Genomic DNA, 15,027 nt, shown 5'->3' with positions numbered 1-15,027 from the left:
CCAGTTCTACCGGGGCTCCGCTTCTCGCGTCCGGCGTCTTTCCAGATCAGCCCTCACTTGCGGCCACGACCCGACCCGTAACTTCATGGCCTTGGGCTTTAGGATGCCCAGTGCCGGTAGGCCTCCACCCAGGCCCATCCCTCAGGTACGGGGTCGGGCAGCGGTAGGTCGAGGATGCCGATCGCCTGAGCGTGCCGGCCGTGTCTGCACCAGGCGGCGATACCGCTGCCGGGCCGGTCCTGGATGGCGGTGACGGTCACGGGGATGCCGAGCACGACGGTGGTGAACGGCAGGGCCAGGCGGTCCTCGATGACCGCCTGGAAGGCGGCGAGCTGTTCGTGCTCGTCGTAGGCATCGACGATCGCCTCTTCGACCAGGGCGTCGAGTGCCGCGGTGGACAGCCTCATCGTCCCTTCTTTCCTTGCGTGCACAGGAGTTGTGCAAGGCGGGCGCCGACCGGGGTGATGCTGGGCAAGGGCTCGTGGGCGAAGTGATCTGGCTTGCGGCGGCGCAGCAGCTCCTCCCCGTCCCGCTCCCAGGCGAAGGCGGGCTTGCGCAGGAGTGCGCGGAAAACGGCGTCGGCGTTGTCGGGATGCCGCTGGACGAGACGGCGGATGACCATGGGAGCGACGGAGTCGTCGTTCAGGTACTGCCGGAGCCGGCTCAGGCAGGTGCGGTCACGGGCCAGCGCGGGATCGGCGAACAGCGCATCAAGGTGGCCGAAGTCGGCGTAATAGCACAGGCCTTCGATCTCGTCGAAGATCACGGCGACGGTGTCCGCGTCGCGGAGTTCTTCGGGCAGACTGCTGAGCTCGTCGAGGGAGGGCCCGTGGTTGATCGCCTGAGCGGGGGTTTCGTCGTCGAGTTCGGCCAGTGCCTTGTCCTGCCGGTGACGGTGGTACTCCCGCATCCGTACAGGCGCCTCGCCGGCATCCAGGACGAGCATGTCGGTGCCGAACACCTCGATGAAGTCGGCGCGGGCTTCGGCCTGCATCTCCCACGCCTTGCGCAGCATGTCGGGATTGCGGCGCAGCAGCTGCGGATGGGCGGTGAGCGTCTGGACGGCAATCTGGGCCAGCTGCGGTCCGTCGCCGGGTGGGTAGGTGGTGAGGTTGCCGCTGACCAGCCAGACGTCCGTGTCGGGGTGGACGGGCACGATACGGCCGGCCACGAACATCCCTGTGCGCAGTTTTCCAAGGGCACGCCGGCCCAGGTTGGAGTGGACCCGGTAGAGGAGGTCATCGAGCAGGTTGTGCAGGACGACGGCATCCCCTTGAGAGCCCTGAACTTCGAAGACTGCCTCCACCACGTCGCGCCAGCCGAGCAGCATCGCCCGCTCGTCCTCGTCCAGCGGCGGCCGCCGCTGGGCCACAAACCGCTCCAGAACGCTCGAGCCGTCCGCCAGCCGGTGCTGCAGCACGAAGTGGTCGATGGTCTCGATGGCCATCGCCTCGTCCAGGAAGCCGAGCCGATCCGCCGCCTCTGCGAGTCGGGCGTCCAACCGCCGGGCGAAGCGCGGACTGTGCGCGAAGGCCACCAGCTCGCTCTTGAGGTCCCCGCTGCGTGCCACCAGCCGGGCGATGCGGGGCAGCACCGTGGGGGAATCGCCGTGTTCCACTACTGCTTCTTCCTGCCTGTCCTTGCTGTGTGGGGTGCACTGTCGCAAGCCGCCCCTCGGGGGACGGGTGCGGTCCGTGCCTGGACGTCAGGGGCCGGGCGGCCGAGTGTGGTCCATGAGGTGTTGAGCGAGTCGTTCGGCGTTCAGGGCGCGCACGGCGGCGTCGACGGCATCGCGGTCGGTGAGGTCGACGTCCCGCGCGGCGAGGGCTGCTGCGATCTGCTTGGCCGGGCCCCACGCCTCCTCGTCGTCGAAGGCCGCACGGAAAGCGGGCGTATGTGCCTCGATGGCGGCGACGACGGGAGCGATCCACGGCTTGGGGACGCCGCGTTCGGTGAGCGCGAAGGTCACCCATCGCTTCAAGACAGCGGGCAGGAGAGCGCGGTGTGCCTGATCGAGTACCGTCTTGCGGGGCAGCCAGTCCCCCAGGAAGACGGCGATTTGGCCGGGGCTCCAGCACAGCGGCCCGCGGCTGAGGTAGTTCTCCGCGTAGTCCAAGAACAGCTCGGCCAGCGACCGGGCGGTGTCGGCTTCCTCCGAGGCAGGGGCGCCCGCCTGTGCGAACGCATCGAGTACACGGGCCCGCTCGCCCTGTGCAAGCGGCTGGTGCTCGGGCCAGTCGGGCAGGTGGTCGCGGCAGCGTGCCCAGGCCAGTGCCCGCAGGGCGACGGCATCCTCATCGTCGGGGCGAGGCCAGGTCATGTCCGTCAGCCGGAGCGCCGCGGCAAGATCGGCGAGCACCTCGGCCGCGTCCTGCTCGAGAAGCGGCATCGGCACCTCGTCCTGACCCCGCGTCGCCTCCCAGGCGTGGGCCGCCTGTGGCGTAAGCAGCGCCAGCTTGTCCACCAGCGTGCCGCCGACCTCGCCGATGTGCGCCATCAGCGTGTGCGGGACCGGGCCGTCGTAGTCGATGAACAGCACCCGCTCGCTGTCCCACACGTCCACCGCGCACCAAGCCCCCACCGGGCGGTGTGGGCCGGTGGCGTGCCACGCCGGCACCGGCTGTGAACCGGCCAGAACCTCCATCGTCTCCTGCAGCATGGCGTGGCCGGCGGGCGGGCCGACTCGCTGAAGCGCGGCGAGGGCGGCAAGGCCAGAGGGGGACGGTTTCGTCGAAGCCCGTCCCACCACCTCACGACATAGCACCAGTTCCGGTTCGCGTTCACTCATCCCTGCGCCCAACCACGCCTCGCCCAGGCAGCCACTCGCCCACGCCTCCGCGGCAAGGACATCTGTGTCTTCAAGGCGCAGTGTCCGGGCCTGGCGTAGCACACGGTCCGACAACCGCACAGGACCTGGCGAACGACGCACTGACTGTTTGCCGCGACGCGATGTGCGGCGGCCACGACTCTTCGGCACGCCCTTGAGTCTGGCAGAGCAGCATGCGCCGCGGGCCGAGTAGTTCGAGGACAACCCCCGCCAGGGTGATGAAGGCCGACTTCGCCGCTTCAGCTCAGCAGGCAACGAGCCTGCTGCTGGGACGATCGAAGTGCAGGAAGAACTAAGAGCCGTTCCGGCCCTCGGTGACCAGGGGCTACCGCCACACGGGCCGACCGGCGGACGCGTTCGCCGCCAACGACGTCGCCCGCAACCTGCACCTCACCCGCCGTGATCCCCTGTTCGCCTCCCTTGGCCTGGCCCGCCAGGGGGCCATCCACGGCGCGGCGCAGGACCGCACCGGTACCCGCCGGGCGTTCGAGCCGGCGCAGGACGCCATGCTGCGCGCCGACCCCACCGACTACCGGCCGGTGTGGATGCTCGCCTTCTACGACCAGGCCGAGATGGACTTACTGGCCCTCTTTGCGCACTTGGCCCTCGGTGACTACTCGACGGCCGACTACCACGCCCACCGCTGCCTGTCCGCCCTTTGGCCCCACATGATCCGGTCCCGGACCTTCACCGCCACCCGGCTCGCCCACGCCCAGCTCGCTCAGGGCGCCCCGACGCCGCCACGGCCACAGCACGCGTTCGTGGCCGTGCCGCTTACGCAGGCCGCACCAGGGACCGGAGCATCTCCCGGGTTTCGGTGTCGGTGGAGAACAGTATGGTTCCTTGCATGCCGCGGGTGAGGAGCACTTTGTAGGTGTTGCGGATCAGGTGGGCGAACTCGTGCTCGGGGGCGCGAGCCACGACGGTGTCCTTGCTGGACTTTCTGTCGGCGACCCATACGCCGTCGCGCCATACGAGGTCGGGGCCGAAGATGACGCCGCTGTAGTCGTATTCAAAGCCCTGGGCGGTGTAGATGCATCCCACCTGGGTGAATCCTGCCGGGTCCGTGGCCCAGAGATTCTTCGAGGGGTAGCCGCCGATGGAGCGGTCCCCTTGTACGTTCCATGGCCGCTTCCAGTCCCATTGGGGCAGGTTCACGTCGTCGACGAGGTGGACGACGTTCTTGTCGTCGTCGAGGGCCGGTTCGCTCCACGGCCAGCAGAAGCCGGCCGTCATGCGCGCCTGCAGCCCGTTTGTCTGGTGGGCGCGGAGTATCGCTTCGAGTTCCTGCGGGCTCTCGGCCACCGTGACGGAGAAGAGGCCGTCGCCTTGCCACGGGATGGGACCGCCCGGGACAAGGCCCAACAGGCGCAGAACCCACTCCTCGTACGCGCGGCTGCCTCCGCATCGGAACTGTCCGTCGAGGTTGACGTGCCGGACGGTCAGGCCCTTGGCCTTCGCCGCGGTGTCGATCTCGTGGACGGTTCCCATCTCGCCGGGGCGGACGACCTGGTGCTCGTCGAGGAGGAAGACGGGGACCCGGGCGGCGTCGAGGAGTTCTTCGATCTGGCGGCGGTTGCTGCGCTTGTCCTTTCGGGTGAAGCGGTGGTTGGAGGACTCCCGGATCCGGTGGGACTCATCGCATAGAAGAACATCCAGGCCGTTCTTCTCGACATGGGTGAAATTGTTGAAGTACCGGAAAAGCTTCTGCACGCGGGTGCTGCCCCGGCCGGCGACCTTCTGCAGGGTGGTGGTGAACGACTTGGAGCCAGTGGCATGGACAGCCGTCAGATGGTTGCGGTACAGCTCGCCGAGGAGTTCCAGCGCGATCACGCTCTTACCAGAGCCCGGACCTCCGGTGACGACGATGACTTCCTTGAAGTCGGACTGCCTGGGCTTCTTCACCGCACGCATCACCAGCGAGTAGGCCACCTGCTGCTCGTTGAGCAGATTGAACTGCGAGCGCTGCTGGATCTCCGCGGCCGCAACCGACATCAGCTTCTTGCTCGGCGCGATCTGTTCCGGGTGCAGGGCATCCGCGGCACGCGCACCGGACAGAGGGGCAAGACGCTGCTTGAGGAAGTCCTGGAAGGCTCCCCTGCTGGACGCGGTGAACAGTTGGCCATACTCGTCGCTCGGCAGGTCGAAAAGAGAGTCGACATCGAAGTCGGTTGCATTGTGCAGGAACGCGGCGCCGCTGACGCGGTGCTCGTGGCCGGGCCGTGCAGCGACCGGGTGAAGTCCACGATGTGGTCGCAGTAGCGGCGTACCTGAGCCACGGGATGCAGGCGGGCGGTGTTGCCCATCCCCGGCACGGTCACGAGATCCTCAGCGTCCGGGACCGGGGTGGCTGCCGTCCATTGCTTCAGTTCCACCACCACATAGGCCGGCTCCCCCGTTGTGGGGTGGGCACCAGCCAGGAGAGCGTCCACCCGGTAACTCGACAACGGGACCGGGTACTCAAGGAGAACTTCCACGTCCTCAAGGCCCGCGTCGACCAGGGTGTGGGCGAGGGCGGGCAGACTGTTACCCCACGACCTTTCCTCACTCACTCCTGAAGTTCCCCCGTGATCGTGGACAGCGGATGGTTACGCTGCGGGGGCGAGGTCTTGTGCCGTCAGGGCCCTGGTCTCGACCGGGGTGACGTATCCGTAGACGGGATGCTTCCGCAGGCGGGTGCGGTTGTACTCGACCTCGATAAAGCGGAAGACATCGGCGCGAGCTACCTCGTGGGATGCCCAGATCGTGGTGCCGATCTCCGCTTTCAGCAGCCCGAAAAAGCTCTCAGCTGCGGCGTTATCGTAGCATGAGCCCGTTCTTCCCATGCTCTGCCGAACACCCAACTCCCTTACGAGAGTGCGGTATTCGCGTGAGGTGTATTCCGAACCGCGATCCGAGTGCGCGATGCAGCCGGCCGTCAGCCCGCCTCGGCCGGCGGCCATCCTCAGCGCATCGACGACGAGCCCGGCCCGATGATGGTCGGCCATCGCATAGCCGACGACCTCGCGAGTGGCCAGGTCGATCACCGTGGCTAGATACCACCAGCCGGCCAGTGTGGGCAGGTAGGTGATGTCGGAGACCAGTTTCGTGCCGGGCTCGGTGGCGGTGAAGTCACGTCCGACCAGGTCCGGCGACGCGGACGCCTTCCTGTCCGACCGGGTCAGGCCACGGCGCCGGCGGCGGGTGATCCCGCTGATGCCACGCTCGCGCATCAACCGCTCGACCTTCTTCCGGTTGATCCGCCGCCCCTTCCTGCGTAGCGCCGCCGTGATCCTCGGGGCACCGTATGCGCGGCGGGACGCAGTGTGGATCTGCCGGATCTCGGCAACCAGTTCGTCCTCCCGACGGGCGCGTTCCTCTGCCGTGGGCCGGGCGGCGAGGTAGGCGTAGTAGCCCGAACGGGACACGCCCAGCACCTTGCACATCCATCAGGGTGACACTGTGACCACCGGGGTTGCTCTCGGTGGCCTTCTCCGCGTCGATGAACGCGTAGCGCACGGCTACTTCGTCGACTCCCTCGCGAAGAAGGCCGCGGCTTTTTTCAGGACCTCGATGGTCTGCTGCTGTTCCCGGTTCTCCCGTCGCAGGCGGCGCAGTTCTTCTTTCTCGTCGCTGGTCAGCGCGCCCGTCGGGCCCTGACCCCGGTCGGCCTTGTCTTGGTTCACCCAGTTCCGCAGCCCCTCCGGGCTCACGCCGATCTCCCGGGCAACCTCGGTCACCGTCTTACCCGACGAATGGACCAGCGCGACCGCGTCCCGCTTGAACTCGGCCGTGTACCGCTTGCTCATGTTGCTCTTCTTGCTCACTACCTGGAACTGCTTCCTCCGGGACCGACCGTCCCAGTATCAGGCTGTCCAGCCCCAAGGGGGAACTTCAGCGTGCTGTCCGAGGGCTGCCTACTCGGCAGCGCAGGCCGTGGCCTCGGATCCAGTCGATTCCCTAGACCTCGTGCCCGTACTCTCGCCCTTCTCGCCCGCCTCGATCGGGGCGCAGCGCCGCCATTGAAGCGCATCGCGTTCAACGTCCGGGATCATCATCGACTCGGCAAGCACGGCAGCCAGCGCGCCCACTCGTGGATGAACGGCTACGGCAAGCTCCGGCGCTGAACAGAGAAGAGCGGCAGCGTCGTGGACTTCTACCTCTACCTCGCCGCCGCTCTCGTCACGCTCCGCATGCTGATCCGCCGGGCAACGAGCCGCTACCGCTGGGACGGCCGCCTCACCACCCGACGCCTCAAGTGATCCAATTCCGGCCGGTCATACATGGGCCTCCGCACAACGAGACACGTTCTACCAGGTGGCGGGAACCACCGGCCCCCGGGCGATCAGGACGTCGGCTTTGTGGTGCCAGCCGAGGGAGGAGTAGAGACGCTGTCCTTCCTCGCTGGCAATGAGAAGACCAGTACGGGCACCCTGGGACACGGCCGCCTCCGCCAGAGCGCTCATCATCGCGCGGCCCAGGCCGCGTCGGCGGTGCGCTGCGTCCGTCTCGACGCGATCGGCGATCGCATCACCGCCGACCACGGCAATGGAGCCGCGCGCTGCCACCTCTCCGGAGGGGGCATGGAGGGAGACGACCGTGACTGGTCCCTCCGTGCGCACCTCGCACTCGTACGGCGCGGCAGGCGCGTGCTGCGGGTGCCCGGTCAGATCGGTCGTCATGAACCACTCTGACCGCTTGAGCAACTCCAGTCCGGCGGCGCCGACGATGGCTTCGACTGTGCCTGGGCGCAGCGTAGGCACAGTGAGCCAGGTGATCTGCCGTGCGGCGGCGACGGCTGCCGCCAGCCGTGCTACGGACTCGGGCTCCTCGTCCGCACGCAGCGCGAACACCTCTACCTCGCGGCCGGGTTGGTCGCACTTGGACCGCAGGCCGTCCCCGGCGGGCTCGACCGGCTCGGCCTCGGGCAGGGAGCGGGCGACGGTCCAGCCGTCCAACCAACGTCGTATTAGCCCTGATTCGATCTTCGTCATCCAGCGATTAGAGCATGACCGCAACCGGTAGGCCGGCGAGCAACCGTCCCCCGGTTGTTCGCTGCCGCCAAACGACGCCTCCCTCCATTTGCCGGTCGGTCTTACTTACCCGGTCGGCCCGGCCTGGCTGGTCGCCATCGCCGAGGCCGCGCCGGAGACGGCCGACCACCGGCACCCGTCCGCCGCCATGTCCTGTGTCCGGCTGCTCGCGCGGATGACGCCGGATCACCGCAACGGCATCCCCCGGCAGTCCGACGGCTCGGTCGGCTGGAGCATGCCCGGCGCATCCGCACGCGTCTGGCCGGACGGCCGCATCGAGCTGCGCAGCACCACCGGCGCGGAACTCGCCGACCAACTGGAGGGCTCCGAGTGGGATCACTGGCGGGTAGCCGTCGTGGCAGACGCAGGCCTGCGTCTGCTGTGCGCCCCCGAGGCCCGGCACCTGATCAGCACCGGGGAGCCGTCCGGCTGGTACCGGCCGTCCGGCCGGGGCCTGATCGGAGAAAGCCGTGAGCGCAAAAGCGGTCAGGTGTACGACGGCTCCGCCGTGGCGCTGCTCGTGCGGCTGGAGCGTGATCGTCTCGTCGCGGCTGGGCGCCCGAGCGATGGCCAAGCAGCACCGCCGCGAGGTCACCACCGGCGAGGCCGAGTAGCTCCCCACGCCCGAGGGAGAGCCTGCCCACGCCCGGGCCCGACCTCGGAGGAAGCCCGCCGCGTTCTGGCCAGCGACGTACGAGCAGCCGTCCCCGACCACGCCGAGCGAATCCTCACCGACCCGGCCTGGCCCGCGCTCGCCACCGTCCTCGCCGACGCGGAAGCCCGCGGCTATCAACCCCACCAGCTGCTCAAGGAAGCCGCTGCCCAGCGCGAGCTGAGCACCGCACGACAGCCCGCCCCCGTGCTCCTCACCCGCATTCAGCACACCGGCTGCAACCGAGCACCCAACCGCCGAGCCGAAGCTGCCCGCCTGCAGTCGACCATGGCAGGCTCGATCCCCACTCAGCAGACCGGAAACGGTCGGCTCCCCTCGGTGCCTCCATCGTCTACCAAAGAGCAGCACCGACAGCGCCGATAGACACCGTCAGAACCGCAGGGGTTGCGTTCCTCCGGGATCGGACCGCCGCCCTCGCCGACGAGGCACTCAACCTCCAGAACGCGGGCAGCGCCACCCAGCGGGTACGCAGCAACCTCTATGCCTCAGCAGCCGCTTTCCGCTCTTCCGCGATGTGGGCCGCCATCGACGGCGGGCGCTACGACGTCGCCAAGGCGCACATGCGTGAGGCCCAGGCCCTGGCTGAGATGCCCGGCGGTCAGGCAATCAAGTTCCGCATCCGGAGTCACGCGGGCAGCATGTACCGCCACATGGGCCACCGCACCGGCACCCGCCGGGCCTTCGAGCAGGCCCAGGACGCCATGCTGCGCGCCGACCCGTCGACTACCGGCCGGTGTGGATGCTCGCCTTCTATGACCAGGCCGAGCTGGACTCCCTGGCCCTCTCCGCGCACTTGGCGCTCGGCGACTACTCGATGGCCGAGTACCACGCCCACCGCTGCCTGCCCGCCCTCCGGCCCCACATGATCCGTTCCGGGGCCATCACCACCACCCGGCTCGCCCACGCCCAGTTCGCACAGGGCGCCCCCCTTCGCTTGGCTCGGCCAGCTTGAGGGCGCGGAGTGCTAGCCACAGGTCATGGGTGCTGCTGGGGGACCGTAGAAGCGAGCGTTTGAGCAGTGCTTCGCTACGTGTCAGGCGCTTGCGTACGGCGGATGTCGAGATGGACAGTGCAGCCGCGGTGGGGCCGATGCGTGCGTCGAGGCGCAGCCAGGTGGTGAGGGTCTGCGCGATGGATGCTGGGACGTCGGGCGCGGTGACGGGAAGGAACTGTTGTTGGGCCCACAGCCCGACGCGGGGCAGCGCCAGGAGTTCGTCCAGGGTGGGCAACATTTCCCCTGCCCGTGTGGCCTCGTCCTCTGGCGGGGGCGGGATCTGTGCGGCGATGGTGCGCAGGGCGAGTGCCAGTGCGGCTTGGTCTGCGAGCCGATGCAGGTCCAGGCCGAGCAGTTCTTGGATGCATGTCAGGCGCGCGCTCAGGGTGTTGCGGTGAATATCCAGGTGGGCCGTTGCACGGGTGTGGAAGCTGAGCCATGACGCGGCGGTGGCCAGCAGTTCCGCGCTGTCGGGGTCCTGGGCCCGCCTGGCGCGGTGGGTATGGATCGGTGAGAGGAGGGCCTTGGCCCAGGTCGCTGCAGCGGGCCCGATGGTCGGCGCCAGGTCGGGGTTGGCCGCGAACGAGGCCTGCCGTTCGGGGCGGCTGCGTGCGGCGGCGAGAGCATGGAAGGCCTGAGCGTAGCCGGTGGCGGTTTCCCGCAGGGGCACGGTACTGCTCTCTCCGATCCAGCAGGCGGCCGCCAGGTCGGGGGGCCAGACCGGTGCCGGGGCGCTGTCACCGGGCGCAAGCATGAAGAGGTGGTCGGCGTACACCGGGCACGGCACGATCCACGCGCCGTCGGCCGCATCGGTCAGTTCCTCGACCAGTTGGCCGCGAACTCTCGGCGGACCCTCGATTACGTACACCCGCACCATGGCGGGCAGAGCCGGGCGCAGCGCCCCCGCGATCTGTCGCGCGGCGGACGTATGGCCGTTCAGCAGCAGATGCAGGACTGCTTCGCGCGTCCCGGCTTCGGCGATCCTCAGGCGACGCTGCTTGCGCCGGGTGTGTTCCGCCAGCCAGCTCAGACTCAGCACGGATGTGGCGTCCGCAAGCAGGAGCGGCAGTTCAGGTGGTGCCGGCTGGGGCACAACGGCTGCGAGAAGGGGCGCGGCGGCACCGCGCGATCCGTCGAGGGGAAGGACGATGCAGGTGAGTCCGTCCTGGTCGATGGCCACGGATCCCAGGCGCCGCTCAGCTAACTCTCGCGCACCGCGCAGCGTGAGAACGCGCTCGGCGTCGCCGAGGGGAGCGTGGGGCGGGTGGGCCGGAGTACCCGCAGAGTTCATCAGCAAGACGGTGGCGCCGGTGCGGCCCGCCAGCCAGCGAAGCACCGGCCCGGTGCCGCCCTTGCGGGCGGCACGCTGCATATCCAGCACGTCGTCGGCCCGTCGAATCCGTCCGACAGCTGCCGTGTCCGCACGCAGATCACCGTGCATATCGTCCCCCGAGAGACTCGCAAGTCGGTTCGGTCGCAGAGTAAGAGGTCGCGCGGATAGGCGCGGTTGGGAGCCCAGCAGCAGAACGGGCATAGGTCCTGGTGATCATGGAGTTGCGACGCTTCGTGATCACTGGGGAGACCTGTGCCCGCGCTTCCATCATGGCTGACCGAACCGCTCTGGGACCAATTCACGGCCCTGCTTCCCGAGCGGCCGCAGTTCCACCCGGACCATCCGCTCGGCTGCCACCGCCGGCGCATCAGCGACCGGATCATCTTCGACAAGATGCTGCAACTGCTGCGCTTCGGCTGTTCGTACGAGGCGATCGCCGACACGACCTGCTCGGCCACCACGATCCGCACCCGCCGCGATGAGTGGATACGACTCGGCGTCTTCGCCCGGCTCAAGCAGATCGCGCTGAACTCCTACGACCGGATCGTCGGCCTCGTCCTCGACCAGATCGCCGTCGATGGCTCCATCACCAAGGCGCCCGGAGGCGGCGAGGCAGCCGGTCGCTCACCAGTCGACCGCGGCAAACAGGGCCTCAAACGCTCGGGCATGACAGACGGATACGGCATTCCGCTGGGTCGTGTCCTGGCCGGCGCCAACCGCCACGACTCCCCGTTACTCGCCCCCACCCTGGACCGCCTGGACGACCTCGGTCCGTTACCCGACGACATCACCGTCCACCTGGACGCCGGCTACGACTCGGACAAGACCCGCGCGCTGCTCAACGAATGCGGCTTCCACGGCCGCATCGCACACAAAGGCGAGAAGGCGCCCATCCAGGCCAGTCAGCGTTGGCACGTGGAACGCACCCACGCCTGGCACAACGCCTTCCACCGGCTCGCCGGCTGCTACGAACGGCGCACCACCGTCATCGACGCCTTCTTCGACCTCGCCGACACAATCATCACCGTACGCAGCCTGATCCGACGGGCATGGACCACCCACCGCTGGGACACCTGCCCCCGACGCCGACCATGACCACCCACCTATCGGTGTGGCCCTCGGCCGCGGGAGCGAAAGTCAATGACGTCGGACGGCCTGCGCCTCGGCCCGTTCCACCGTTGCTCGCCCGTAGACGTGGACCAGTGCCAGGTGGAACAGCGCCGGGGCCACCGGAGCCCAGCGGTGGATGCGGTCCGAGTGCAGCAGGTACCTGGCCACCGTTGCCGCGCGGAACGGAACGTAGTCGATGGTCTGGTGCTCCCACCTGTCGGCGACCCCTCTGCTCAGCCGGGCCCGGAGCCCCTGGTGGGTCAACTCGTTCAGGCGCGCGTAGAAATGGGCGCTCCACTGGCGCTTCTCCACGTCCAGCACGAAGGCCAGGAGCACGAGAGAGTACTCGTGCGGCTCCAGGGACAGCTCCTCCCGCATGCCGCGCCGAGCAACCGCATGAAGGACCGGCGCGCTCCTGCCGGATGAATCGATGTGCCGGGACACACCCTCGTTGACGGAGGAGTTCCAGATGCCCGGTGCCATCCGGACCCGGTCGCTGCGCCGGCTGACCACCAGCATGTCGTCGGCGGTCGCTACGGCGATGTTGACGCCCAGGCTGCATTGCAGAAACGCCGGCGCCTCAAGGGGGTGGTCGGGGTCGAGGTAGCGGGAGCGCAGTGTGCTCCCGTCAGGCAGCCGACGGTCGAGTTGCTGGGCGGCGAGGAAGGTGTAGTAGTCCGTGGGCCGCAGCCGCAGGCGGACTTCCGGTTGCTCGTCGACGGGTGTCCGGGAAATGTCGAACGACTCGACCGCGTATCGGAGACCGTTCCAGATCGGCGTTCGTCCCTGCGCCCGGAGCCGGGTGCTTTCGGCCTCGATCTCGTCCCACCAGTGCGCGATCTCCGCGGGAAGCCTGGCCTCGTCGTCGAGTACCTGGATGTGCACGCCCTCCGCAGGAATGGGTGTCTCGCCGTCTCCCTCGACGATCAGTGCCGGCGTGCGGAGCGGGCCCAGCGAGAAAGTCGTCCACGAGGGCCCGGGCTCCTCCCGGAGCCGAAGGCTTCGAACCGCACCGAACCAGCGTCTACGCACCCTGAACCATGAGTCCTGAAGGGGCTGTTGGAACAGCACTGCGAACAGCATCCCGATCACGGCACCGGCGACGCCGTTGACCATGTCTATCCCGCCCATGCCGCGGAGCGTAGCGGGGGAGGTCGGGCCTCGGGTGATCTTCGCCATTCCGTTACCGCAGCCGCTCGCGGCCGCGAAGTATTCCAGTGATCACAGAGCGTCGCAACTCCCCGACCGCAAGGTGCTGCACCGGTTTCTGCCGGGTTGCCACCACCGCGCCTATCCGCGCCGCCTCTAAGCAGGTGCTGGCAGGGGCACAACAAGGCTCGCTGTGCAGACCGGCACCGGAGCGACCGCTTCACAGTGCAAACAGGTCCTTCGCGTCGCCGGCAGCCGTCATAGATTCTGATCTGCACGGCACCGGGGAGGCACCCCACCGCGGCGGCCCGAGCCGAGGTCCTCGCGTTCCTGATCGAACGACTGGGCCTTCCCGGCACCCAGAAACACTGGACCAACCGCTGAGGAGAGACCGCCCACTCCGCGCGCCTGGCTGTCCACGGCCCTTGAAGTGCCGCCATCCGCAACTTCCCGGCGTCTCGGCTACGACTCCGGGGCTACACGAGGGGGAATCATGCCCGGCTGGACCGGACGCATCACCAAGGCAGCCGTCGCAGGCAGCATCGCCATCGCGGGCGTGGTCACGGGGACCGGCAGCGCCCACGCGGACGTCGCAACCGCCTGCCGAGCGGGAATCAACGGCCCCACGGTCGCTGTCACCAAAACCATCTCCATTGGCTCCTGCTACTACGTTAAGGACGACGGCTACCACGTCTGGCCCTGGGTTCCGTACCAAAACAACTCCGGCAGCGCGGTGACGTATTGCGCGCACGCGATCGACGTAGACAACCCCAGCGGCCCCTGGCCCCACGACTTCGGTTGCGACAACACCACTGCCGCCCAGAAGGGGATGGCCTACCCGGGAACGGCGCAGCCGTACCGGGACTGGGGCTGGCAGACCTGGGACGCGCCTGCGGGCACGTACGTGATCTCCGCCGGGTTCTGGCTGAATGGTCACTACCTCGGCGACGTCCAGACCCCGCGCTTCAACATCGGCGCGCACTCCGGATAGCCAAACGGGAGGTGGATAGCCCATGCCTAGCTGGACGGGTGGGGGCGCCAACACGGGCGACGCCAACACGAACACGACCGAAACCGAGGAGACCACCGCGGCCGCCGAGGCGGACACGACCGCCGAGGACGCGCCGGCTGGTGAGGAGCAGGCTGAGCCCGCCAGCAAGTGGCCTGAACAGTGAGTCGGTCCGGCCTCTCCAAGGCGGGGCCGGCCCGGACCGACTCACGCTCTGATTCCGTGCCGGCGTCCTAGGTGTACGGATTCGTGCAGGAAACAACACTCCGCACGGCCGCAAACCTGGCCGAGCCGTTGCGAACAAGGGCGGGGTCAAGCGGCAACAGCAGGGATGTCGAGCGGCCATGCCTGGCCGTGATCGCACACAGGGGGGACCCATGAAGCTCAGGAATCGACTCGCGGCCGTCGCCGCTACTGTGGCCGTGTCCACGTTCGGACTGGTCGGGCTCGGCGCTACTACTGCTCACGCCGCCGACAGCTACTACTGCGACGGCGGTCCCACTCTCCCCAACGGGACGTGGGTAGAGGAATGCATCCACCTCGGCGGCAACGGGTACTGGCAGCCCTACACGTACTTGAGCAGTTCCGCGTTCGTGTATGCGGGATCCCAGTGGATCAACTCGAACGGACAGCACGGCGACTGGACCTTCATCCCCGGTGGACAGTACAGCGTCGGCAACATCTGGGGTGGGTCCACCAACTGGCGATCTAGTTGCTACGTCCAGGCTCAGGCGAGCATTACCTTCGCTGGGGCGAGCTACAACCTGTACTCGCCGTCAGAATACGTGTGCTGACCGTGCCCTGGTCGACGTTACGGTCGACCAGTGAGCTGCCCCGAGTTTCGTAGAGTCCGGTGATCTTGTTTCAGGCGGACTGCGGGGTTTGCTCCTGGCTCTGCCAGAAGGCTTCCTCGTACTCGG

13 protein-coding genes and 4 pseudogenes are annotated in these 15,027 nt (G+C 68.2%); 8 read left to right on the top strand and 9 right to left on the bottom strand.

Going from position 1 to position 15,027, the window contains the following annotated elements; all coding sequences use genetic code 11:
- Nucleotides 1-98 precede the first annotated feature (98 nt).
- From ACZ5NH_RS44305 to ACZ5NH_RS44295, 3 genes are all read right to left on the bottom strand, one after another.
- Entirely contained in the window at nucleotides 99-407 is a 309-nt protein-coding gene (locus ACZ5NH_RS44305; RefSeq protein WP_468784026.1) for a hypothetical protein, read from the bottom strand.
- Entirely contained in the window at nucleotides 404-1,618 is a 1,215-nt protein-coding gene (locus tag ACZ5NH_RS44300) for a hypothetical protein (protein WP_468784024.1), read from the bottom strand. The genes ACZ5NH_RS44305 and ACZ5NH_RS44300 overlap by 4 nt, the downstream gene beginning before the upstream one ends.
- 87 nt (nucleotides 1,619-1,705) lie before the next feature.
- On the bottom strand, nucleotides 1,706-2,659 hold the full coding sequence (locus ACZ5NH_RS44295; RefSeq protein ID WP_468784022.1) for a hypothetical protein: 954 nt from the start codon (nucleotides 2,657-2,659) through the stop codon (nucleotides 1,706-1,708).
- 494 nt (nucleotides 2,660-3,153) lie between these two features.
- On the opposite strand from ACZ5NH_RS44295, the pseudogene ACZ5NH_RS44290 reads away from it, so the two are divergent.
- Nucleotides 3,154-3,641 (top strand): annotated as a pseudogene (locus tag ACZ5NH_RS44290) (hypothetical protein); the annotation flags it as partial.
- Here the strand turns inward: ACZ5NH_RS44290 and ACZ5NH_RS44285 are convergent.
- The 3 genes from ACZ5NH_RS44285 to ACZ5NH_RS44275 form a co-directional block, all read right to left on the bottom strand.
- The gene (locus tag ACZ5NH_RS44285; protein ID WP_468784027.1) at nucleotides 3,602-4,741 is read right to left on the bottom strand and encodes a DUF2075 domain-containing protein; all 1,140 of its coding nucleotides are present in this window, start codon (nucleotides 4,739-4,741) and stop codon (nucleotides 3,602-3,604) included. The pseudogene ACZ5NH_RS44290 and the gene ACZ5NH_RS44285 overlap by 40 nt on opposite strands.
- 674 nt (nucleotides 4,742-5,415) lie before the next feature.
- Nucleotides 5,416-6,252, bottom strand: a complete 837-nt coding sequence (locus ACZ5NH_RS44280) for an IS3 family transposase (protein WP_468784020.1) — start codon at nucleotides 6,250-6,252, stop codon at nucleotides 5,416-5,418.
- A gap of 75 nt (nucleotides 6,253-6,327) precedes the next feature.
- A complete protein-coding gene (locus ACZ5NH_RS44275) occupies nucleotides 6,328-6,615 on the bottom strand; it encodes a transposase (RefSeq protein ID WP_468784018.1) in 288 nt (95 codons plus the stop codon).
- Nucleotides 6,616-6,885: 270 nt separating this feature from the next.
- Between ACZ5NH_RS44275 and ACZ5NH_RS44270 the strand changes: the two are divergent.
- A pseudogene (locus ACZ5NH_RS44270) lies at nucleotides 6,886-7,068 on the top strand (IS5/IS1182 family transposase); the annotation flags it as partial.
- A gap of 48 nt (nucleotides 7,069-7,116) precedes the next feature.
- On the opposite strand, the gene ACZ5NH_RS44265 reads toward ACZ5NH_RS44270, so the two are convergent.
- Complete coding sequence (locus tag ACZ5NH_RS44265; RefSeq protein ID WP_468784016.1) at nucleotides 7,117-7,800, bottom strand: GNAT family N-acetyltransferase; 684 nt, start codon at nucleotides 7,798-7,800, stop codon at nucleotides 7,117-7,119.
- A gap of 697 nt (nucleotides 7,801-8,497) precedes the next feature.
- On the opposite strand from ACZ5NH_RS44265, the pseudogene ACZ5NH_RS44260 reads away from it, so the two are divergent.
- Together ACZ5NH_RS44260 and ACZ5NH_RS44255 are read left to right on the top strand one after the other, a co-directional pair.
- Nucleotides 8,498-8,875 (top strand): annotated as a pseudogene (locus tag ACZ5NH_RS44260) (mobilization protein); the annotation flags it as partial.
- A pseudogene (locus tag ACZ5NH_RS44255) lies at nucleotides 8,839-9,437 on the top strand (XRE family transcriptional regulator); the annotation flags it as partial. The pseudogenes ACZ5NH_RS44260 and ACZ5NH_RS44255, both read left to right, overlap by 37 nt.
- Here ACZ5NH_RS44255 and ACZ5NH_RS44250 read toward each other — a convergent pair.
- The gene (locus ACZ5NH_RS44250; RefSeq protein ID WP_468784014.1) at nucleotides 9,394-10,947 is read right to left on the bottom strand and encodes a helix-turn-helix domain-containing protein; all 1,554 of its coding nucleotides are present in this window, start codon (nucleotides 10,945-10,947) and stop codon (nucleotides 9,394-9,396) included. The pseudogene ACZ5NH_RS44255 and the gene ACZ5NH_RS44250 sit on opposite strands and share 44 nt — an antisense overlap.
- A gap of 144 nt (nucleotides 10,948-11,091) precedes the next feature.
- Here ACZ5NH_RS44250 and ACZ5NH_RS44245 point away from each other — a divergent pair, with 144 nt between their 5' ends.
- On the top strand, nucleotides 11,092-11,934 hold the full coding sequence (locus ACZ5NH_RS44245; RefSeq protein ID WP_468784012.1) for an IS5 family transposase: 843 nt from the start codon (nucleotides 11,092-11,094) through the stop codon (nucleotides 11,932-11,934).
- A 42-nt stretch (nucleotides 11,935-11,976) separates the two neighbouring features.
- On the opposite strand, the gene ACZ5NH_RS44240 is transcribed toward ACZ5NH_RS44245, so the two are convergent.
- A complete protein-coding gene (locus ACZ5NH_RS44240; RefSeq protein WP_468784010.1) occupies nucleotides 11,977-13,080 on the bottom strand; it encodes a hypothetical protein in 1,104 nt (367 codons plus the stop codon).
- A 511-nt stretch (nucleotides 13,081-13,591) separates the two neighbouring features.
- Here ACZ5NH_RS44240 and ACZ5NH_RS44235 point away from each other — a divergent pair.
- The 3 genes from ACZ5NH_RS44235 to ACZ5NH_RS44225 all read left to right on the top strand — a co-directional run bounded on the left by ACZ5NH_RS44235 (nucleotide 13,592) and on the right by ACZ5NH_RS44225 (nucleotide 14,901).
- Nucleotides 13,592-14,089, top strand: coding sequence for a hypothetical protein (locus tag ACZ5NH_RS44235; protein WP_468784008.1), 498 nt, complete (start codon nucleotides 13,592-13,594; stop codon nucleotides 14,087-14,089).
- A 22-nt stretch (nucleotides 14,090-14,111) separates the two neighbouring features.
- Nucleotides 14,112-14,273, top strand: coding sequence for a hypothetical protein (locus ACZ5NH_RS44230; RefSeq protein WP_468784007.1), 162 nt, complete (start codon nucleotides 14,112-14,114; stop codon nucleotides 14,271-14,273).
- Between the two features lie 211 nt (nucleotides 14,274-14,484).
- Complete coding sequence (locus ACZ5NH_RS44225; protein ID WP_468784005.1) at nucleotides 14,485-14,901, top strand: hypothetical protein; 417 nt, start codon at nucleotides 14,485-14,487, stop codon at nucleotides 14,899-14,901.
- Nucleotides 14,902-15,027 lie beyond the last annotated feature (126 nt).

This window comes from Streptomyces sp. NPDC031426, from assembly GCF_055581585.1.
Note: the sequence above shows the minus strand (reverse complement) of the source record. Positions and strands in the feature narration are given on the sequence as shown.

Excerpts from the sequence above, each read along its gene's own strand:
- ACZ5NH_RS44225 (WP_468784005.1), top strand. The coding sequence starts at position 14,485 with ATGAAGCTCAGGAATCGACTCGCGGCCGTCGCCGCTACTGTGGCCGTG.
- ACZ5NH_RS44305 (WP_468784026.1), bottom strand. The coding sequence starts at position 407 with ATGAGGCTGTCCACCGCGGCACTCGACGCCCTGGTCGAAGAGGCGATC.
- ACZ5NH_RS44230 (WP_468784007.1), top strand. The coding sequence starts at position 14,112 with ATGCCTAGCTGGACGGGTGGGGGCGCCAACACGGGCGACGCCAACACG.
- ACZ5NH_RS44265 (WP_468784016.1), bottom strand. The coding sequence starts at position 7,800 with ATGACGAAGATCGAATCAGGGCTAATACGACGTTGGTTGGACGGCTGG.
- ACZ5NH_RS44240 (WP_468784010.1), bottom strand. The coding sequence starts at position 13,080 with ATGGGCGGGATAGACATGGTCAACGGCGTCGCCGGTGCCGTGATCGGG.
- ACZ5NH_RS44275 (WP_468784018.1), bottom strand. The coding sequence starts at position 6,615 with ATGAGCAAGCGGTACACGGCCGAGTTCAAGCGGGACGCGGTCGCGCTG.
- ACZ5NH_RS44250 (WP_468784014.1), bottom strand. The coding sequence starts at position 10,947 with ATGCACGGTGATCTGCGTGCGGACACGGCAGCTGTCGGACGGATTCGA.
- ACZ5NH_RS44285 (WP_468784027.1), bottom strand. The coding sequence starts at position 4,741 with ATGCGTGCGGTGAAGAAGCCCAGGCAGTCCGACTTCAAGGAAGTCATC.
- ACZ5NH_RS44280 (WP_468784020.1), bottom strand. The coding sequence starts at position 6,252 with ATGTGCAAGGTGCTGGGCGTGTCCCGTTCGGGCTACTACGCCTACCTC.
- ACZ5NH_RS44235 (WP_468784008.1), top strand. The coding sequence starts at position 13,592 with ATGCCCGGCTGGACCGGACGCATCACCAAGGCAGCCGTCGCAGGCAGC.
- ACZ5NH_RS44295 (WP_468784022.1), bottom strand. The coding sequence starts at position 2,659 with ATGCTGCAGGAGACGATGGAGGTTCTGGCCGGTTCACAGCCGGTGCCG.